General features: G+C 36.0%; 13 protein-coding genes. 4 read left to right on the forward strand and 9 right to left on the reverse strand.

Going from position 1 to position 22,674, the window contains the following annotated elements:
* Positions 1-10 precede the first annotated feature (10 nt).
* From sufD to ACFIJK_RS06620, 4 genes are all read right to left on the reverse strand, one after another.
* Complete coding sequence (gene sufD, locus ACFIJK_RS06605) at positions 11-1,273, reverse strand: Fe-S cluster assembly protein SufD (protein WP_375625870.1); 1,263 nt, start codon at positions 1,271-1,273, stop codon at positions 11-13.
* Positions 1,274-1,284: 11 nt separating this feature from the next.
* Positions 1,285-2,040: a Fe-S cluster assembly ATPase SufC gene (gene sufC, locus ACFIJK_RS06610; protein ID WP_375627291.1), complete on the reverse strand. Its 756-nt coding sequence runs from the start codon at positions 2,038-2,040 to the stop codon at positions 1,285-1,287.
* Between the two features lie 158 nt (positions 2,041-2,198).
* Entirely contained in the window at positions 2,199-3,710 is a 1,512-nt protein-coding gene (gene sufB, locus ACFIJK_RS06615) for a Fe-S cluster assembly protein SufB (protein ID WP_375625872.1), read from the reverse strand.
* A gap of 170 nt (positions 3,711-3,880) precedes the next feature.
* Positions 3,881-5,026 (reverse strand): cysteine desulfurase family protein, encoded by a 1,146-nt coding sequence (locus tag ACFIJK_RS06620; protein WP_375627292.1) that lies wholly within the window; start codon positions 5,024-5,026, stop codon positions 3,881-3,883.
* 161 nt (positions 5,027-5,187) lie between these two features.
* On the opposite strand from ACFIJK_RS06620, the gene ACFIJK_RS06625 reads away from it, so the two are divergent.
* The 3 genes from ACFIJK_RS06625 to ACFIJK_RS06635 all read left to right on the forward strand — a co-directional run bounded on the left by ACFIJK_RS06625 (position 5,188) and on the right by ACFIJK_RS06635 (position 8,108).
* Complete coding sequence (locus ACFIJK_RS06625; protein ID WP_375625875.1) at positions 5,188-5,868, forward strand: alpha/beta hydrolase; 681 nt, start codon at positions 5,188-5,190, stop codon at positions 5,866-5,868.
* 314 nt (positions 5,869-6,182) lie between these two features.
* Positions 6,183-7,436, forward strand: coding sequence for a tyrosine--tRNA ligase (tyrS, locus tag ACFIJK_RS06630; RefSeq protein WP_375627293.1), 1,254 nt, complete (start codon positions 6,183-6,185; stop codon positions 7,434-7,436).
* 186 nt (positions 7,437-7,622) lie between these two features.
* Positions 7,623-8,108 carry a peroxiredoxin gene (locus ACFIJK_RS06635; protein ID WP_375625879.1) on the forward strand — a complete coding sequence of 162 codons (486 nt, stop codon included), beginning with the start codon at positions 7,623-7,625 and terminating at the stop codon, positions 8,106-8,108.
* Positions 8,109-8,443: 335 nt separating this feature from the next.
* On the opposite strand, the gene prfB is transcribed toward ACFIJK_RS06635, so the two are convergent.
* The 3 genes from prfB to ACFIJK_RS06650 form a co-directional block, all read right to left on the reverse strand.
* A protein-coding gene (gene prfB, locus ACFIJK_RS06640) for a peptide chain release factor 2 (RefSeq protein ID WP_375627294.1) occupies positions 8,444-9,572 on the reverse strand; the annotation gives its coding sequence in 2 pieces (ribosomal slippage) (positions 8,444-9,502 and positions 9,504-9,572; 1,128 coding nt in all).
* A 167-nt stretch (positions 9,573-9,739) separates the two neighbouring features.
* Complete coding sequence (locus ACFIJK_RS06645; RefSeq protein ID WP_375627295.1) at positions 9,740-12,205, reverse strand: penicillin-binding protein 1A; 2,466 nt, start codon at positions 12,203-12,205, stop codon at positions 9,740-9,742.
* A gap of 168 nt (positions 12,206-12,373) precedes the next feature.
* Positions 12,374-13,603: an N-acetylmuramoyl-L-alanine amidase gene (locus ACFIJK_RS06650; protein ID WP_375627296.1), complete on the reverse strand. Its 1,230-nt coding sequence runs from the start codon at positions 13,601-13,603 to the stop codon at positions 12,374-12,376.
* 588 nt (positions 13,604-14,191) lie between these two features.
* Between ACFIJK_RS06650 and ACFIJK_RS06655 the strand changes: the two genes are divergently transcribed.
* Positions 14,192-16,813: a ribonuclease E/G gene (locus ACFIJK_RS06655; protein WP_375627297.1), complete on the forward strand. Its 2,622-nt coding sequence runs from the start codon at positions 14,192-14,194 to the stop codon at positions 16,811-16,813.
* An 88-nt stretch (positions 16,814-16,901) separates the two neighbouring features.
* Here ACFIJK_RS06655 and ACFIJK_RS06660 read toward each other — a convergent pair whose 3' ends face one another.
* Positions 16,902-17,513 (reverse strand): invasion associated locus B family protein, encoded by a 612-nt coding sequence (locus ACFIJK_RS06660; RefSeq protein ID WP_375627298.1) that lies wholly within the window; start codon positions 17,511-17,513, stop codon positions 16,902-16,904.
* A 1,660-nt stretch (positions 17,514-19,173) separates the two neighbouring features.
* Positions 19,174-22,674: a transcription-repair coupling factor gene (gene mfd, locus ACFIJK_RS06665; RefSeq protein ID WP_375627299.1), complete on the reverse strand. Its 3,501-nt coding sequence runs from the start codon at positions 22,672-22,674 to the stop codon at positions 19,174-19,176.

Below are 22,674 nucleotides of genomic sequence, written 5' to 3' on the forward strand. Positions count from 1 at the left end.
TTTTTCTACCTTAAACATTTTTTTCAAGCCATTTACTAATGATATTCTCCAAAACGATTTGAATCTTATCCTGCTTGATGTCATCAATGAGCTCAGAGATAAATCCTTTAATCAAAAGTGCACGAGCCGTTTTAAATGGGATACCACGCGCCATAAGATAAAAAAGATAATCATGATTAATATTAGCAACTGTTGCACCATGACCGCATGCAACATCATCCGCAAAAATCTCAAGTTCAGGCTTTGCATTAAATTCTGCATCATCTGAAAGAATAAGGCTATTACAAGCCATGCGTGCATCTGTTTTTTGCGCTTTTTGAGAAACACGTATTATTCCTTGGAAAACACCAACAGCCTTATCTGTAACCACATTGCGTATAATTTCGGTTGACGTTGACTTTTCTTCCACATGACGAACAGTCATTGTAAGATCACTATGTGTTTGTCCTGATAATAAATTTATGACACGTAATTGAAAATTAGATTCTTCTCCCTGTAATTCAATATCGATTTCTTGGCGATTTAATTGGCTCCCTATATTAATGACATAAAGTGATAACTTCGCTCTTTGAGCAAGAACAGCACAAAATCGACCAAATTGTGTAGAATTAAAATCACGATTGCGAATGAGAATCCACGTAACATCACTATCAGCAGCAATATTTAATGAAAATATTGAACTGACAAAGGTATCTTTATCATTACCAACCTGATGTTCAATAAATATAACTTGACTATTTTTATCAACTTTTATATCCGAAAAAATATGAGATTGTCCCCCCATTTGTATATTTTGTAATTCAATGGGAATATTTAACTTTGTATTTTCAGGGATGTGAAAAAGCCAACCATCTGTAACAAAAGCTGTATTCAACTGTCCAATAAAATCCTCATCAGAAATGTTTTGATTTACCTGTACAGAATTATCTTTTAATGCGTCTGAAAGGCGTTTTACTGTAATGTTATCTACCTTTGACTCTATTGATGTTTTTCCATTGTTTATAGAAAAAACAGCACTTTCTGAAAGCAAAGCATCAATCAATTGATTGTTTTGAACTTTTGAAAAATTGCTAATAGACTTCAGTAAGGTACGCAGATTGGTATAATGCCAGCTTTCGATTTTACGGGAAGGAAGCTGTGTCGTTTGAAACTGCTCAATAGCTTTCTTGCGAATTTCCCGTATAGCTTTATCACCAGGTAAGTCGTTTACATACTGATTGAAATTACTGAGTATATTTTCTTCAATTGCTAACAAGTTTTGCTGTGTATTCATATTCAATAACCTCAAACTGCTTCCCTGATAAGATCAGCATACCCATTTTGCTCTAAATAAATCGCTAAGGATTTATCTCCGCTTTTGATAATTTGTCCTTTATAAAGAACATGTACAGTATCAGGAATGATATAATTAAGCAGCCGTTGATAATGGGTAATCACCAAAAATGAACGTTTTGAATCCCGAAGTTTATTAACACCATCTGCAACAATTTTTAGTGCATCAATGTCTAAACCAGAATCCGTTTCATCTAAAATGCAAAGTTTAGGTTCAAGAAGTGCCATTTGTAAAATTTCAGCGCGTTTTTTTTCTCCACCTGAAAAACCCACATTTAATGGACGCTTTAGCATATCCATATCTATTTCAAGTTTGGCTGAAACTTCCTTAACACATTTTATAAATTCAGGAATTTTAAGCTCTCTGTCACCGCGTGCTTTGCGTTGAGAATTCATCGCAACTTTTAAAAATTCCATCGTTGCTACCCCTGGTATTTCCATTGGATATTGAAATGCAAGAAAAACACCATATGCAGCACGTTCTGCTGGATCCATTTCTAAAAGTGATTGTCCATTATAGAGAATATCTCCTTCTGTTATTTCATAATCATCACGACCAGCAAGCAAATAAGACAAAGTTGATTTTCCGGCTCCATTTTGTCCCATGATAGCGGCAACTTCTCCATCTTGAACTGTCAAGTTTAAACCACGAATAACTTCTGTATCGGTTCCAGCAATACGGGCGTGCAAATTTTTTATCTCTAACATAATTTAATCCTGTTTTGGCTGTTTTTCAGATACCAATGCATATTATTTTGCCTTAGCATCCATCTACTTTTGTAATTACCATAGAGGTCATTTTTAGCATGATTTGCTACTGTTACAGCCTTTTTACATCAAGTCTTCTATTTATCTAATTCAATAAATTATCCAACACTACCTTCAAGGCTGATACCAATAAGCTTTTGTGCTTCGACAGCAAATTCCATGGGAAGTTTTTGAATGACCTCTTTTACAAAACCATTTACAATTAATGCGATAGCTTCTTCTTCGGGAATTCCTCTCTGCATAACATAAAAAAGTTGGTCATCAGAAATTTTTGATGTTGTGGCTTCATGTTCAAACTGAGCTGTTGCATTTTTTGCTTCAATATAAGGAACTGTATGCGCACCACAATCATTCCCGATTAACAAACTATCACATTGCGTAAAATTACGCGCATTTTGTGCTTTTCGATGTGCTGTAACTTGTCCTCGATAAGTGTTATTTGAAAAACCTGCGGAAATGCCTTTGGAAATAATACGACTGGATGTATTTTTTCCCAAATGAATCATTTTTGTACCGGAATCAATTTGTTGATGACCATTTGCAACAGCAATAGAATAAAATTCTCCACGCGCATTATCACCACGGAGTAAGCAGGATGGATATTTCCAAGTAATCGCAGAACCAGTCTCAACTTGTGTCCATGAAATTTTAGAGTTATCACCTCGACAATCTCCACGCTTCGTCACAAAATTATAAATACCGCCCTTTCCATCTTTATCGCCAGGATACCAGTTTTGTACTGTAGAATATTTAATCTCTGCATTTTTAAGGGCAATAAGCTCAACAACAGCAGCATGAAGTTGGTTTTCATCACGTTGGGGTGCTGTACATCCTTCAAGATAAGAAACATAGGAATCTTCAGCGGCGATAATCAATGTTCGTTCAAATTGGCCAGTGTTGCGTTCATTAATCCTAAAATAAGTTGAAAGCTCCATAGGACAACGAACCCCTTTGGGAATATAAACAAATGAACCATCTGTAAAGACAGCTGCATTTAAGGCTGCATAATAATTATCACTTATAGGTACAACTGTTCCTAAATATTCCTTAATAAGCTCAGAATGTTCAATAATCGCCTCTGAAATAGAACAAAAAATCACACCAGCACGTGCCAGCTCTTTTTTGAATGTTGTTACAACAGAAACAGAATCAAAGACTGCATCAACAGCCACCTGCCCCGATACAGACATACTGTCATCAAAAGTAGAGGGATCAGACTGTTTTCTTACTCCTGCCAAAATCTCTTGTTCTTTAAGGGGAATGCCAAGTTTTTCGTACATTGCTAATAACTCAGGATCCACTTCATCCAAAGATTTTGGTCCTGTATGATTTTTTGGAGCAGCATAATAATAAAGCTCCTGAAAATCAATTTTAGGATATTCAAGACGCGCCCAATGAGGCTCTTGCATTGTCAGCCAACGGCGGTAAGCTTTTAAGCGCCATGTTAGCATCCATTCAGGCTCATGTTTTTTAGCAGAAATGAATTTGATAATATCTTCATTTAAGCCTTTTGGAGCTTTATCTGTTTCAATATTGGTTTCAAAACCATATTTATATTGGTCAACATCTATTTCACGTACTTGGCGTATTGTTTCTTGTACTGCCGGCATAAATTTTCTCCATTTTTTGGCGTCAAAAACCGGTAACTAAAAGTCTTGTTTTTTCCAAGATTAAAGTAAGCAAGTTATTTCCTAGGCTATAGGTAAAGTGCAAAAATTTCAATCAAACTTATCTTATTTTTAAAATAATTCTAATTTTTATAACTTTCTGATGATAAATTTTACCCTTTTTTCTTGCTTGTAATTTGAGAAAAAAACGATAGAAAATCATCAATATCCTCAGAAGTTGTGTCCCGCCCTAGCGAAATGCGAATGGCACCATTTGGAACATGATACCCCATTGCCTCCAACACTTTGCTCTGTTTTACTTTTCCCGAAGAACAAGCAGAGCCAGATGATATAGAAAACCCTTCTAAATCAAAAGCTATTTGCATCGTTTCAGCTTTTATATTTTTCACGGTAAAGTAAGTTGTATTTGGCAAACGTTGAACTCTTTTGCCAAAAAATTCAACATTTTTACTTATTTTTTGTAGTCCATCTTCTAATTTATTGCGTAAATATATTAACTGTTTTATTTCCTCCTGTGTGAAACAATCAGCCATTGCTGCCCCAAAAGCAGCAATAAGAGGCAATGCTTCTGTTCCTCCACGGAGACCTTTTTCTTGTCCTCCTCCAATAATAAGAGGGTGTGGCATAAGAAGATTGCCACATGAAACAAAAGCACCGATTCCTTTAGGACCGCCAATTTTATGTGCAGACAGTATAAAAAAATCTCCTCCTAACTGATTAATATCCACGAAATTCTTATCGACATATTGTGTCAAATCAACAATAAGAGTGCCTCCTAAATCCCGAACAATAGCGGCGATTTCTGTTAACGGTTGAATAACACCCGTTTCACTATTTGCAGCTTGAATAGCAACAAGAGGTAAACCTTTTGTTTTATCGTGAACCGTTAAGAGTGCTATTAATTTATCTTGTTGTATGAGCCCATCTTGATTAACAGCAATGACGCTTATCAATTCTTTAGAAAAACGCCCTCCCTCTGCCACAGAGGGATGTTCAGTTGCTCCAAGGTAAAGACGAGAAAATTGAACTTTTGCATTCCCCATATTGTAAAAGGGCGTTAGCAAAGTCATTGCTGCTTCACTCGCACCAGAGGTAAATACCACGTGATCTGGATCTGTTTTAAGATTTTCAGCGATTTGCCGACGAGCCTTTTGCAACAAGGTTTTAGCCGCACGCCCTTCCTTATGAACAGATGATGGATTACCAAATATCTCTAAAGATTCCAGTAACGCCATCCGTGCCACTTTTTTGAGCGGTGTTGTTGCGTTATGATCAAAATATCGGCGTTTTATAACCATTTTACATCGCAATCATTAATCTTATGAATTGATTAAAAAAATAGCGCAATTTTCTTGAAAAGTGCACTAAAAAAAGAATATCTAATGATTATTTAAGAGATTCTATGGTAAAAGTCGACCAAGGTCAATGAGAGCCTTTTATTGCATTTAAGGAGCATTTTATGCCAGAAATTATTTTTAACGGTCCCGCGGGTCGGCTCGAAGGGCGTTATCAACCTTCACAACAAAAAAATGCACCCATTGCGATCATTTTGCATCCTCATCCCCAATTTGGTGGAACTATGAATCATAAAATTGTCTATGACCTCTTTTATATGTTCCAACAACGTGGCTTTACAACTTTACGTTTTAACTTTCGTGGTATTGGTCGTAGTCAGGGTGAATTTGATTATGGAATAGGAGAACTTTCAGATGCTGCTGCTGCTCTCGATTGGGTGCAAACACAACATCCAGACTCTAAAAATTGTTGGGTAGCAGGATATTCATTTGGAGCATGGATTGGTATGCAGCTTTTAATGCGCCGACCGGAAATTGAGGGATTTATCTCTGTTGCCCCTCAGCCTAATGTTTATGACTTTTCATTTCTTGCGCCTTGTCCCTCCTCTGGACTTATCATTCATGGCGGTATCGATAAAGTTGCCCCCCCAAAAGATGTTCAAATACTTGTCGATAAATTGAAAACACAAAAAGGAATCATCATCACACAAGAAATATTGGAAGAGGCTAATCACTTTTTCAGTGGATGTCATGAAGAACTTATTGAACGATGTGCCCACTATTTGGATAACCATATCACCAATGAATTTCTCGCTCCTCCTCCTGAAATACTTTCACTAACTTAGGAAAACACGATAGATTTATAAAAATCAGCAAAAGTCGTCTCCGATCATAAGAAAGTAATTTTTTTAGTCCGTACTTAAAACTTTTCTAAATTTTATTTCAGGATAGAAATGAGAATAACAAAATGCCTTTTTTCTCTCACTGAGAGGTCTCTCTTTTTAGCGTAAAAAGGAAATAATACCTGTATTGTTATCTTTATATTATCAATATGTCTCTTTTTCTTGTGATGTGTGCATCAGTTATGATAGATAACGCTCCGTTATATAATCACTTATTATATGAAATGAATGCACTCTTAAATTAGGAAATTGAATCTGTGTTTGCCTTTAAATCTGATTTTTTACACATTATGAGCGAACGTGGTTTTATCCACCAAATTTCAGATGAAAAAGGCTTAGATGATCTTTTTTCAAAAGAAACCGTAAGCGCTTATACTGGATTTGATCCAACAGCATCGAGTTTACATGCTGGAAGTCTTCTTCAGATTATGATGCTTTATTGGTTACAAAAAACTGGTCATCGCCCCATTGCTTTAATGGGCGGAGGAACCGGATTGATCGGTGATCCTTCCTTCAAAGATGAAGCGCGACGTCTTCTGACACAAGATGATATTGCTGCAAATATTGATGGTATTAAAAAGGTATTTGCTAACTATTTGACATTCGGTGACCGAGAAACTGATGCTTGTATTGTGAATAATGCTGAATGGTTATGCAATTTAAACTACTTAGAATTTTTGCGTGATGTAGGAAAACATTTTTCTGTCAACCGTATGTTATCATTTGATTCTGTCAGACTGAGACTTGAGCGTGAGCACTCTTTGTCATTCTTAGAGTTTAATTATATGATTCTGCAAGCTTATGACTTTGTTGAACTTTATAAACGTTATGGGTTGCGTATGCAAATGGGGGGCTCTGATCAATGGGGTAACATTATTAACGGAATCGAATTAGGGCATCGTTTAGGAACACCACAATTATATGCGTTAACATCACCATTACTGACAACCTCTTCCGGTGCCAAAATGGGTAAATCATTGAATGGAGCTGTATGGCTGAATGCGGATATGCTTTCACCTTATCAATTTTGGCAATATTGGCGCAATACAGAAGATGCTGATGTAATACGATTTCTAAAGCTCTATACCCCATTGCCAATGGATGAGATTCTTAAACTTTCTGTATTACAAGGGACAGAAATTAACGAAGCAAAAAAAATTCTTGCAACAGAAGTTACAGCAATGTTGCATGGACGTGCTCTCGCCAATGCTGCAGCAGAAACTGCTCGCAAAACGTTTGAAGAAAAAACTTTGGGAGAAAATCTTCCAACTGTTGAAATTAATGCCTCAGAATTAAAAAAAGGTGTTGGATTGCTCACCCTTTTAGTACAAGCAGGACTCGCTAAATCTAATAGTGAGGCACGCCGACACGTTCAAGGTGGAGGTGTCCGTGTAAATGATCAAATTATTGAGGATGAAACACATCTTATTATTGAAGGGGATGTCAGTGCAGAAGGAATCATTAAGCTTTCTTTCGGTAAGAAAAAACATGTTGTGATAAAACCAGTATAATCTTTTGTTGTTTTGTTTATGTTGTTCACGCCGATCTTGTTCTTTCAATCCAATCGTTGTGATAGAGCGAGTTTTGTTAAGAAAATAAAGGTCTCTTCAAAATAATAATATTCTAGAGAGTTGAATAGTTCTTTTCTTCTGTGTACTTTGATATCTTATACTTATTACACAAGAAAGATGAAAACAATGACAAGATCAATGAAAGGTGCTCTTGCTCCTGATTTTAATTTGCCTCGCGATGGAGGAGAGACAGTATGTCTTTCTGACTTTAAAGGAAAACCTGTTGTTTTATATTTTTATCCAAAAGATGACACCAGCGGTTGCACAAACGAAGCACTTGATTTCACAAAATTAAAGATGAAATTTGATGAAATCGGTGTTGCTGTTATTGGAATCTCTCCAGATAATGTAAAAAAACATGATAAATTTAAAGTAAAATATGAACTTGATGTCATCTTGGTTTCTGATGAAGAAAAAACAACCCTCGAAGCTTATGGTGTTTGGGTTGAGAAAAGCATGTATGGACGCAAATATATGGGCGTTGAACGGAGCACTTTTTTAATTGATGCAAATGGAATAATAGCAGAAGAATGGCGCAAAGTAAGCGTATCTGGGCATGCTGAAAATGTTTTAGCTACTGCAACACTTTTACATCATAACGGTAACTTATAAATTGAGTGTTTGATTTACCTTAAAAAGCAAAAGTCATCCCCCGAATTGATTTTAGTTTTTCAACGGATTCAATTTTTACAATATATTGATTTATAAGGATAATGAATTGTTTTATATTTATATTAGTCCTCCGAATATCGCAAATTTTTCTTATTTCAGCTTTCTATCACTTGCAATATCATAAGCAGGATTGGTGTGTGAGAAAAAATTGAAGAAAGGAACAAGAAAATCCCTCTTTGAACCTTTAAAGTATCAAGAATATCGTAATATCACAACATCAATAAAACAAACAACTTAAGAAAAAAATCTACATAGCTTGAAGGAAGGATATATAATTAACGAATATCCTCAATTTCTTTGTCTTGTCCATAAATGCGCCGTGCGAGTGCTGCCTCTATAAATGCATCTAAATTACCATTCAGTACGGATTGTGGATCCGTATTTTCAATCCCTGTACGCAAATCTTTGACAAGCTGATAGGGTTGAAGAACATAAGATCTAATTTGATGTCCCCATCCGATTTCTGTTTTAGAAGATTCAGCAGCATTGGTTTCTTCTTCTCTTTTTTTAAGCTCTTCTTCATAAAGCCGTGCACGCAACATCGACCAAGCCGTAGCGCGATTTTTATGTTGAGAACGCTCTGTTTGACATTGAACAACAATACCCGTTTTTATATGTGTGATGCGAACAGCGGAATCTGTCGTGTTAACATGTTGTCCTCCTGCTCCTGATGCACGATATGTATCAATACGCACATCTGCCTCTGAAACATCAACTTCAATATTGTCATCAATAACTGGATAAACCCAAATACTTGCAAAAGAGGTATGGCGCTTTGCATTCGAATCAAATGGAGAAATCCGAACCAAGCGATGAACGCCTGATTCTGTTTTTAACATTCCATAAGCATTATGCCCTTTTACAAGAATAGTTGCTGACTTTATTCCTGCTTCTTCTCCATCATGAATTTCTAAAATTTCAACCTTCATGTCATGCTGCTCAGCCCAGCGCATATACATACGTAAGAGCATAGAAGCCCAATCTTGGCTTTCTGTTCCCCCTGCTCCAGCATGAACTTCTAAATAGGTATCATTCGGATCCGCCTCTCCTGAAAGAAGTACATCAATTTGCCTTTTATCTATCTCATTTTTAAGATTACGTATTGAATTTTCTGCGTCAGCGATAATTTCAACATCACTTTCTTCTTCGCCCATCGCGATAAGCTCAATGCATTCTTCAAGTGTTTTTGTAAATGATAAAAGACCATTGATTGAATCATCAAGACGTTGACGCTCACGCATCATATCCTGTGCTTGTTGTGCATCATCCCATAATGACGGATCTTCCGCTTTTTGATTAAGATATTCGAGACGCTTTAGTGATTGATCCCAGTCAAAGATGCCCCCTTAGCAATTGAATTGCTTTCTGGATTTCATCAACTAATGTTTCTATTTCTGCTCGCATAATTTAACACCGTATTTTTTAACACTCTTTCTGGTTATGTCTCTAGAATTTTATACAAATCTGATAGCTGCTGTGAGGAAATAGCACGGACTTATCATTCTATTTACAGGACCGACACTGTAAAAAAATAAAAACTATAGACTCATGGCGAAAGGAGATTTTGTTGATTAATACAGCCCACCTGTCCCACTTTCAAGGGCTTTATTGACTTGTGGAGAAGTAGTTACTGCAGGAACACCTTCTTGAAAAGAATTTGTACTCCCAATAACTTGATATATATCAGCAGGACCAGTCCCTGGTTTAAATGCTTCTATAATAACATCTTGATCTCCTCTTTCGGCAAGCATTCCTGTTTTCCGATTAATTGGCATTAAAATCATGCCCTTTGGCATCTTAAAGGGAACATCTGGCTTTCCTTTAAGAGCATCTGCCATAAAATCACCAAAAATAGGTGCAGCTAATGAACTTCCTGTTCCATTATATCCTAACGGAGCTGGTTGATCATAACCGACAAAAATACCAACGACAATGTCAGGAGTAAATCCCATAAACCAGACATCCTTAGAGTCATTGGTTGTTCCTGTTTTAGCCGCAATATGTCGATTAAGATAACGTAAACGTGCTGCAGTACCACGCTGAACAACCCCTTCCATCATCGAGGTAATTTGATAAGCCGTCATAGGGTCAAGAACTTGATCTCTTTCATCAATCAATGTGGGTTCACGTTGATTATTCCATGAAGGCGTATTACAATTTTCACAAATACGATCATCATGACGATAAATTGTCTTTCCATAACGATCTTGAATTCTGTCTATCAGAGAAGGCTTAATAGAGCGCCCCCCATTGGCAATAACTGAATAAGCTGTAACCATTCGTAATACTGTTGTTTCACCAGCCCCTAAAGCCATGGGAAGATAAGGCTGCAATTTGTCCACTATGCCAAAGCGTTCTGCATATTCAGCGACAAGAGGCATTCCCATATCATTGGCAAGCCGTATTGTCATAAGATTACGAGAACGCTCAATACCATAACGCAACGTTGAAGGTCCTGCAAAGGTACCACCATAATTTTTGGGTTGCCAAACTTCACCATTATATTGACGAACTTCAATGGGGCCATCTAAAACAACAGATGCTGGTGTATACCCGTTATCAAGGGCTGCTGCATAAACAAAAGGCTTAAAAGCAGACCCCGGTTGGCGATAAGCTTGGGTTGCACGATTGAATTCAGATGCAGCAAAAGAAAATCCTCCCACCATAGCAAGAACGCGCCCTGTATGAGGTTCCATAGCAACAATCGCACCTTCAACCTTTGGAATTTGTTGTAAACGATAAGTGTTGTTTGCATTGGATAGTTTTTCAACAAAAATCACATCTCCAACTTGCAGAACATGAGATAAGTTCTGAACAGTTTTTCGATAACCGTTTTCTTTTACAACATGGAGGGCCCATTTTGAATCAGATTCAGATAAAACAGCAATTTCCCGTTTTTTTGATAATATACCCGAAGCTTCACGCTGTGGCTGTAAACCAATCTCTACTTTATTGGGATTAGTAGAAAGAACAACAGCTAAACGCCATTCAGGAACATCACTGAGCCCCGTGATATTTGCAAGTTCTATCCCCCAATCACCTTTTTCATCGATATGCGCATAAGCTCCACGCCATCCTTGCAAATGATCAAATTTAATTAATCCAGCGTGCAAAGCACGTCGCGCAATAAGTTGTAAATGCGGATCAAGCGTTGTACGAATGGAAAGCCCACCTTCATAAAGTGTCTTAGCCCCATAGCGATGTATTAAACGACGTCGCACTTCTTCAGTAAAATAATCAGCTGCAAAAACATAGCTATCACTCCCACGTATTGTCGCTCCTAAAGGTTTAGCTTTCGCTTTTTCACCTTGTTCACGCGTTACATATCCATTTGCAATCATCCGATCTATAACCCAATTGCGCCGATCAATAGCACGTTGTGTATTCTTAAATGGATCATAATTTGCTGGCCCTTTTGGAAGAGCAGCCAAATAAGCACATTGTTCTAGCGTCAGATCATTGACGGATTTATTGAAATAGGTCAAAGAAGCAGCTGCTATACCATAAGTACCACGACCCAGATAAATTTCATTGAGATAAAGTTCGAGAATATGATCCTTTGAATAAGTTTTCTCAATACGCATTGCTAAAATAGCTTCCTTAAATTTACGCTCTAACGTTGTTTCTGAACTTAAAAGAAAGTTTTTAGCGACTTGTTGCGTTATAGTTGATGCACCCTCTGGACGTCTTCCAGAACCAATATTACGAATATTATTGATCAAAGCTCGAGAAAGTCCTTCGGGATCTAAACCAAAATGATGATAAAAGTTTTTGTCTTCAGCCGAAATAAAAGCATTTATAACAAGCTTTGGTATTGATTGAATCGGTAAATAGAGGCGATGTTTTGTTGCAAACTCTGCCATAAGACGGCCATCAGAAGCATGAACGCGGGTCATTACCGGCGGTTCATAAAGTGAAAGAACTTCATAATCAGGGAGTGCATTTGCTTGACCACTGGTCACAACACCCCACGTTATTGCTCCACAAAGTCCAATAGCAACAAAAAAACGAAGAAGATATCTTAAAAAAATCATCATAAAAACGGCTATCGCTTTCTTAAGAATTAATCAAAGAAAAAATACGTTACCTCAAACACACCAAGCGGATATCACCACAAGATTGAGATCAAGAGAAATTGTTTTCTATCTTTTATTTATACTAGGGTATACTAGAACCCCATATTGATACTCTATTTTCTCACAAATTTAAAGAGGCTGTATCATTTTCTGCCTATAATGAGCAAATTGACGAATAGAATGAGCAATAGAGGCTGCCATTTGTTTTCTCCAATGAGGATCATTTAATAACTTTTCGTCCTCTTTATTGGATAAATAACCTATCTCTATCAAGACGGAGGGTATATCTGAAGCTCTTAAAACTTGAAAATTAGCATACCGATGTGGATTATTAATCAAGTTAATATGATTCTTTGATAAACTTGAAATAACACTATTTGCAAAATTAACCGAAAATGTATGTGTTTCACGTCGTGTAAGATCCATCAATATATCTGTAACTTCAAGCGTTTCATCTGCAGGTAAACCATCCAGCAAATCAACTTTATTTTCATTTTCAGCTAAAGATTTTGCAATGGCATCAGAGGCTTTGTCTGATATGGTGTACACTGTGGCACCGCGAAGAGAATGTAGATCAATCGTATCTGCGTGAATAGATATAAAAAGATCAGCATCGAACTCTTGCGCTTTTTTAACTCTTTCACTTAGTCTTAAAAAAATATTGGAATCTCGTGTTAAAGCAACAGTAATATGAGAATCCTTTTGTAATTCGTCTCGCAATGCACGCGCAAAGTCTAAAGTCACATCTTTTTCTAAAATTCCAGTAACACCCCGTGCACCGCCATCAATACCACCATGACCAGGATCAAGAACAACACGGAAATTATATGCTGGCATTAACTGCGTTTTTGTATCAAAATTGGTTTTTTGCTGTTTTTTTAATATTTCATCAAATTTTTCTAGTGTAGTTTTACGAATATCAATCAGCAACTGCCATAAACCATTATTTAATTTTTTTACGACACTTTTTTCAATTACAAAGGCCGTTTTACTTGTCAAAATAATGCGTGAAGTCTGCATGTCAGAAAAAGCATAACGCACATCTGAAAGCATAACGGATAATGTATTCTGTTTCTTTAAAGGCGTATTTTGCATCGAAAAGTCAATTGTAGGTAAATTGATCACCAACCGTGCTGGCCTGTCCAAAATCTGTAAACGAACATTTGGTTTTGAATTGAAAACCGCAATAATACGCGTATGAACACTATCACCAATGGTTCGAAAATTAATAAGTTTCAGAGGATCTGCGGCTTGAACACTGGTTTGGAATAGCAAAAATAATAATAAAAAGTATGTGACAAGCACAATAACATTCCCATAAGCTATTTTCAGCTTTTTGGTAAAGAAAACTCTTATCATAAGCAAAATACTCTACATTACATTTGAATAACTTATCTTGGTTATATAAAAACGATACACCAATTTATTCTCTATTTTTCAATAAAAGCTAAATAAACACCCAAAAACGAAATTAAGGTCATTAAAGACATTATCATTATACATGATTTACATTGTTACTTGCCAAACGCATGATATCAACATAAAAGAATATTTATGCTTCCTAGCTGATAATAGTCATCTAAATTATCTGTAACTCATATTAAGTTGTCTTTAGAGGTTTTTTGCCTATTATGCATTGAGACTTTGTTTATGGATGAAAAAATTCTATGTTATAACATTAGGATTGCATTACTTAAGATTCGTTGGTTCGGATATCCGAACTGTTTTAAAGATTATTTTACCGGAGACTTTTAAGAAATATGAGTCATAAAAAACAGATGGAGATAATGATGAGAAATGGTGTAAATGCAGTCATGCCTTTGCACGTGGTGTTCCGTCCTGTTTTTCTGGTATCTCCCTTTTATGGCAGACAGCCTTTTATATTTACGAATAGTTATAGCGTTCGTTTGAATAAAATTGTGCATGTCGCCTTCAGGATATTAGCTTATGTCAAACAAAATGCTTATAGATGCCTCCCATCCGGAGGAAACACGTGTTGTTGTTGTTCACGGCAACAAAATTGAAGAACTTGATTTTGAATCAGAACATAGAAAACAGCTCAAGGGGAATATTTATCTCGCACGTATTACGCGTGTAGAACCGTCTCTCCAAGCAGCTTTTGTTGAATATGGTGGAAACCGACATGGTTTTTTAACATTTTCTGAAATTCATCCTGATTATTATCAAATTCCTATTGCTGATCGCCTTGCTCTTCTTGAAGAAGAGGAAAAAGCAGCTGTAGGAGAAAATTCTGTAGATTCCTTTACGGAAGAAGCAACTAAAAATAAAAAACGCTCCAGAAGAACAAAAAAAAATGGAAAAAACAATGTCATAGCAGCCGATATTGAAAATGATATCACATCTGAATCAACAATAATTGATAATACAGAAGAAGCATTAAATACCGATATCTCTTATGATGAGATCGAAATGGTTGGTGCTGAGGACATCCGTGAAGAGCTCCCAATTTATCAAAGAAAACAAGGGCGCCAGTATAAAATTCAAGAAGTCATTAAACGACGTCAAATTTTGTTGGTACAAGTCATCAAAGAAGAGCGTGGTAATAAAGGTGCTGCCCTTACAACATATCTGTCTTTAGCAGGTCGTTATTCTGTTCTAATGCCCAACACAGCACGTGGTGGTGGTATTTCACGAAAAATTACGAACGTACAAGACCGTAAGCGTCTTAAAGAAATCGTAAAAGAATTAGCCGTTCCAAAAGGTATGGGCGTTATCTTACGAACAGCTGGTGCCAATAGAACAAAAGCTGAAATTAAACGTGATTATGAATATCTTATGCGGTTATGGGATACTATTCGCACTTTGACACTCGAGTCAACGGCGCCATGCCTTGTCCATGAAGAAAGTAATCTCATCAAGCGTTCTATACGAGATCTTTACAATAAGAACATTAGTGAAATTCTTGTCTCTGGAGAGCAAGGATATCGTGAAGCGAAAGACTTTATGCGTATGCTCATGCCAAGTCATGCAAAAGTTGTGCAACCTTACCGTGATCCTACACCCATTTTTGCAAGAAATAATATTGAAATTCAACTTGATAAAATGTTGCAACCACAGGTTTCTTTAAAATCTGGTGGTTATCTTGTTATTAATCAAACAGAAGCACTCGTTGCTATTGACGTGAATTCTGGCCGCTCTACGAAAGAATTCTCTGTCGAAAAGACAGCTTTACAAACTAACCTTGAAGCTGCTGAAGAAGTAGCGCGTCAATTACGCTTGCGTGACCTTGCTGGTTTAATTGTGATTGATTTTATTGATATGCTTGAAGAACGCAATGTAAAGCTGATCGAAAAAAAATTAAAAGATTGTTTAAAAAATGATCGTGCTCGTATTCAAGTAGGTCATATTTCACACTTCGGCCTTTTAGAAATGAGTCGTCAACGTATTCGCATATCGGTTTTAGAAAGTACAACACAGCCCTGCCCGCATTGCGCAGGAACAGGAAATATACGTTCTGAATCATCAATTGCATTACATGTCATGCGCTCAATTGAAGAATATCTTCTTCATAATTCGCAATATAATATTATCGTACGCACACCTGTAGCAACAGCGCTTTATGTATTAAATCATAAACGCAACATTCTTGTTAATTTAGAAACTCGCTTTAAGCTTAATATTAGTATTGAAGCAGATGATAGTATTGGAACGCAACATCTTGTTATTTCTAAAGGCTCAATAGCAGAGAGAATTTCTCGATCTTCATTGGAAGATGTTAATAAGCAAGAAATTGAAGATTCTGTTTTCATAGAAAGTGAATCTATTGAAAATCCTTCTCCCATTGAAACAAACCAAAAGCGTCGGCGCAAAAATCGTCACGATGAAATTACTGATCATTCTCTTTCCAACGTTCATAAAAAAGAAGATACCTTGAGTGATGATTCTTATCGTCGAGGACGTCGTCGAGGACGTCGTGGTGGTCGACGCAATCAAGATAATAATTTTCATCAGATTCGCATTCCTTACGCAGAACCAGTGGGAGATTTTGCTAAGCAGGCTTTAGCAGAAATTAAAGCAGCACACCGCAAACATCGTGTTTCACCTGCTAAATCTTTTGAACTTGAAGAAACGAAAAATAATACACAAGCTCTAGATATACAACAACAGGGTGAATCTAAAAAAATTGATACAAGTATTAAACCTAAAAAACGTTCTTCAAAATTAGTAGAAAATCAACTTTCTTTAGAGAATGATCAAAATGTCGTAGAACAAAAATCTCTTGAAGAAAAACCTAAAACTAGTTCAGTACGTAAAGCTAAAACAAAAAAAGCAGACAAATCTATTCATAAAGTAGAAGATAAAACTCTTGAAAATAGTAAAAAGTCAACACGTGGAACACGTAAAAAATCATCTTCTAAAGAGACAACGCAAATACAAAAAATATTAGAGAAAGAAACTATAATCGAGATGGAGGAAGTTGTCCAAACTTCTCCTTCCAAAATTGAAGAAACAATTAATCAACCCGTTGTTGTTTCATCAACGCCTAACAATTCTTCCAAAACTGAACGTATTGGTTGGTGGAAACGTAGAATTCTTTCGAAAAATTAAAGATTTAAAAAAACCGCCACAGAAAACTGTGGCGGTTTAAATAAACAATTATAGAAAACGTTTCAACCAATTCTATGGTGTGGGTTTATCAATTTTGCTTTGCTTTTTCTTGCTCAGCCCGCATACGATCTTCAATTTCTTTTTGCTTTGATTGAATGGCTTGCTGCATCTTTATTTGTTCTTGTTGGAAATCTTTTTCCTCCATACCAGGACCGGTATAGGCTGCTGTAAACCCATTAAGAGAAAATTCAATAGGATTAGCTGAACCACGGAAATTAACTGTGGTTACAACCATTTTTGTACCACTTTTCATAGCTGCTATAAGCTTATCATCTAAGACATCATTGGCAATACAACTTGGTCCATTACAAATAATATAAGGAATTTTTTTAGAGAAGTCGTCACCAATTTTAATGTGAACACCTTCTGGCAAAAAACGACCTGTAGGTACTTGAATACCTATACGTTTTTCATTTTGCTTCCCTTTTATTTCAACAAGATTAAAAGCCGTCAAAGGTTGTCCCGTATTCGATAATACAGTATTCATTGTATTACAAATATCAACATCATGCTGCTTACTGCAAACTTTGTACCAACCTTGTGATAAAGTTTGCGCATTTGCAGAAATACCAGCTATAAGAAAAAGGGCAGCGGCTCCAACTAATACTGAAACAGCAGAATAAACATTTTTATGCGACATGATTAAGTTAATCCTTTCAACGCGCTCTTAAGTAACTTCAAAAAAATATTAAATATAATTCCAACTTAAATTTATTAAATTATAATGAAATAACACTTAATTTTACTATTTTTACTTCAATATAAAAAAAAAAGTCAAATTTAGAGAAAAAATACGACGAGCTATTCTAATTTTTATACACCCATATAATTCCCCTCTTTATCATATTGGTGTTTGATGCAATCTATCCATAAAACACCTCTGTGCATTTAAGCTAAGATTACACAAACGAATCAATATTGCAATATTAATTAGAATAAACTCCTATACTACTCTAAAAATCTTACTAATTAAACTTTTTACATTTGTTACTCTTCATGTTAAGTTCGTGGAGCCTTAGCAACAGCTGTTGTAATGCATGAAGCTCCGAAATATCAGATAAATTTTACTTTTTTCCTTATGTGATTCGTATGATACGAAAAAATAAAATCATTTACTGTATTATTGAAACATTTCATAAATTAAAACCACTGATTGTCTAAAATTTCTGCATAATTGTAAGAGAACTTTTTCCTAATGGACAATTTTCTGCCCTTGTTTACAAAACAATGGCGATACATTTTTGTAATAAAAGTTTTATATTCTACAGCTCCTAACCAAAAAGTTTAATTTAAAAATACGCTACTAAAGGAGTGCTTTTTTCTTAATTAAACAACATATTTTCTTAGAGAGAAAATTTATAACTGTTGAAAATATTTTATTTATAATAAACTTCCTTAAAATATAACAACATATTAATTTATAATAATAATTTATCTTTTACATCATCAAATGTTTGTTTTTCATAGCTATTAAGAGCCTTCTGTTAGCAATTCTTTTATATTGCTAGAAACTGGGGCTTATCGAATTAATTGCGTCTTTTACTCAATAAAAATCTTTATCTTTCCAATCAAAATCTTTGCGTAAAATAGCACCTATATCACTCTGCAATATATCCACTAAAACTGTGCAACTAATAATAAATATGAGGATAATTTTCCATTTATTAAATAATTCAGCTTTTCTTCGTATTCTCCTACTTCGTACTCTCTCGCTATATCTACCCTAGAGATAAATTTTTATTTTTTCAAATAGATCCTGTAATTTCGAACCAAGATTATAATATTTATTCTTCAGATTTTTCAGTTCTTTTAAAAACTTATTTCGTTCCTGCAAAAGCTTCTAGTATTCTGCTTTAGAAAATTTTTTCCCAAAATATCTAAATGATAAATACTTATCTTCAATAAATTATATGCTATCTTTAGTATTCTTTCTTTTGTTTTTTAATGTTGGTATTGTTCCTTAGAAGATAAATCAGCGTGAGCGTTTTTATGCCATATATTACAGGGAGTAAAAACTATCGTTAGTAACTTTTGTAATGAAGAAAGCATGTTATCTTGGCTTAAGTTTTTGCTTTTTAGAGAAGATACTTATATGCACGTTCTATTTATTGCGGTTACACCGTCTAAGCTATTTTCTTCATTATATCAATATATCTTATGATGAAGAACGCAAAATGAATATGTAAGAAGTTCTTTTATTATAAACTTAAATTTTATTCTTATAAAAAATTAATAAATATTTGTTTTTATATAATAATTTTATAAAAACGAGTAACAATTCTGAAACAACAAAGAAGTTTTTAACCAGAATGTTGTTCTGCCATTTCGACAAGCTGTGTCATAATATTCGCTGCTCCAACAAGCCTTTCATCCGCTGTGGACCAATCACGAATAAGAGCGATACTTTGATCTGGTCGAATTTTTGCCATCGAACCTTGTTTTCCAACCCACTGAACAAGAGCAACACTATTTGCAAAATAATTATTGCGAAACTGTATAACAATCCCCTTTGGTCCAGTATCCAATTTTTCTACATGCGCTTTTCGACATAATGTTTTGATATAAAAGACTTTAAGAAGGTGTTGAACTTCAAGCGGTAAAGGACCAAAGCGATCAATTAACTCCGCTGCAAATTCATCAATTTGTTCTAAATCATCAAGTTCTGTTAAACGACGATAAAGCCCCATACGTAATGGCAAGTCAGGCACGAAACTTTCTGGTATCATCACTGTTGTACCAAGTGAAATTTGAGGAGACCATTGCTTATCTTCATTTAGCTCTCCATCTTTTAATTCAGCAACAGCTTCTTCAAGCATTTTTTGATAGAGTTCAAATCCAACTTCTTTAATATGCCCCGATTGCTCTTCACCTAAAAAATTGCCTGAACCACGGATATCCATGTCATGGCTTGCCAATTGAAAACCAGCCCCCAAGGTGTCAAGAGATTGTAAAACTTTAAGACGACGATCAGCAGCAGCTGTTAAAACTTTACCAGCAGGAAATGTAAAGAGTGCATAAGCACGTTGTTTTGAGCGCCCTACCCTCCCTCGTAACTGATAGAGTGCAGAAAGACCAAACATCTCAGCGCGATGCACAATTAGGGTATTGGCTGTTGGAATATCAAGACCAGATTCAATAATGGTTGTCGATAGCAAAACATCATATTGCCCATCATAAAATGCATTCATGATATCATCAAGTTGTCCAGCCGGCATTTGTCCATGAGCCACAACGAATTTCAGTTCTGGCACATGTGTTTTGAGATATTCTTCTACAAAAGTCAGATCAGAAATACGAGGACAAATATAGAAACTTTGTCCGCCACGATAATATTCTCGAAGCAGGGTCTCTCGTATAACAAGTGCATCAAAGGGTGAAATAAAAGTACGAACGGCCATTCTATCAATGGGGGGCGTTGTTATCAATGAAAGTTCACGTACACCCGATAATGCTAACCCTAAAGTGCGTGGTATGGGAGTTGCTGAAAGTGTGAGAACATGAATATCACTTTTAAGCTCTTTTAAACGCTCTTTGTGTTTGACACCAAAATGCTGCTCCTCATCAATGATGAGAAGGCCTAATCGTAAAAAATTAACTGCACCACTTAACAATGCATGGGTTCCAATGACAATATCGATTGTACCATCTGAAACACCTTTTTTTACTTGTGCAAGTTCTTTTGCTTTTACAAGCCTTGAAGCATGTCCAATTTTAACCGGTAATCCTTGAAACCGCGAAATAAATGTCTTGTAATGTTGACGTGAAAGCAAAGTTGTCGGTACAACAACAGCAACCTGATATCCATTTAATGCTGCGACAAAAGCACTTCGAATGGCTACTTCGGTTTTTCCAAAACCAACATCACCGCATATCAAGCGATCCATAGGCTTTCCTGAGGCTAAATCGTCTAAAACAGCATCAATTGCATTCATTTGATCTTCCGTTTCTTCATAGGGAAAGCAAGCAACAAACTCATCAAATGGTCCAACTGGTGGAAGTAAAGCAGGCGCAGCACGAGTTATACGTTCTGCAGCTATACGAATTAATTGCCCTGCCATTTCCAATAAATGTTTTTTAAGCCGAGCTTTACGTGCTTGCCAAGCAACACCCCCTAATTTATCTAAAGTTACCTCTGTTCCTTCTGAGCCATAACGTGAGAGAAGCTCAATATTTTCAACAGGTAAAAAGAGTAAATCACCTCCAGCATATCTAATTTCAAGGCAATCTCGTAAAATTCCAGTGGTTTTGATGGTTTTAAGACCAACAAATTGGCCAATACCGTGGTCGATATGCACAATAATATCACCAGAATTTAAAGCAGAAATTTCAGAAATAAAATTTGTATTATTTTTACGCCGCTTTGGCGATCTTATAAAACGATCGCCAAGGATATCTTGCTCTGCTATAACAGCCAAATCTTCAGCCTCAAAACCATGTTCTATCATGATAACAGCTGCTAATATGCGATCTCGTGGTGTTGCTTTGACAGTTTGCAAGGATTTTGCAACATCTATTTTTTTCAATCCATGCTCATCGAGAACTTGTAACAAACGATTGAGAGATCCTTCACTCCAACACGCTAAAAGCACTTTTTTACCAGCAGTGCGTAAAGATGCGATATGATCAATAACACTTGAAAAAACATTTTTTTCCTGCGCATTACGCTCTTTTACAAAATCATATCCCTGTTTAACATTGGTGTGAATAACAGTTTTTTCCAAACTTTGTGGAATATTAAAAGGCGAAAAATCAATACGCTGTGAAGATTGTTGCACACTTTCCAAAACACGCTCTGGCGTTAAATAAAAAAGACTAGGATCTATTGGATGATAAGAAGTAGAATTTTTTTCATCATTTTCGCGCTCTTTGCGCGCGTTATAATAGTCCTCAATAAGACGATAGCGTTCAATGAAGGCTTCTTCTATGAGATGCTCAAAAACTATCGGTAAGTTGCCACAATGGTCAAAAAAACTATCAAGGTTTTCATAAAAAAATGGAAGCCAATGTTCCATACCGGCAAAACGCCGACCTTGAGCAATTGCTTCATAAAGCATGTTATTTTTTTGTGATAAACCAAATGTACGGGTATAATTGCTCTTAAAACGGCTTATGCGTTCTGGTGTGAGAACAACCTCACTCATTGCCTGTAATAAAAGTTCAGTTTTTTGGCCTGTTGTCCTTTGACTTTCTGGATCAAATATGCGGATACTTTCTAGGGTATCTCCAAAAAAATCAAGACGTAAAGGTTCAACATCCATGGGAGAAAAGATATCAAGTATTCCTCCTCTTACAGCAAACTCACCAACATCACGGACAACCGTAACGCGTTCAAAACCATTGGTTTCTAAAAACTGAATAAGATTTCCCATGTTATTGCGCTGGCCAACACGTGCGTGAATAAGCTGAGCTTCTATCATTTCACGAGGAGGTAACTTTTGCATAATCGCATTTGCTGTTGTTAATATAATTGCAGGATGCGGATCTTTACGTAAATTTGCTATGTGTGCCAATGCTGATAATCGACGTGCCATAACAGAAATTCCTGGTGACACACGATCATAAGGCAAACAATCCCATGCAGGAAATTGAAGTATGGGTAAATTGGGCTCAATAAAATTTAAAACTTGTTGTAAATGAACAATTTTTGTTCCGTCGCGGACAACATAGATGAGCGGTTTACCTTGTGCAATTTCTGAACTTAATTTCGCAAGCGCAAAGGCTTCAAATCCATCAGGAACTCCATCAAAAATCATACGAACAGAATTATTTTTTGGAATAACAATTTTTTTAAATATAGGCAT

Origin of the sequence: Bartonella sp. PS17NMGDW (assembly GCF_042193555.1) — a bacterium.
Taxonomy (GTDB): Bacteria; Pseudomonadota; Alphaproteobacteria; order Rhizobiales; family Rhizobiaceae; genus Bartonella; species Bartonella grahamii.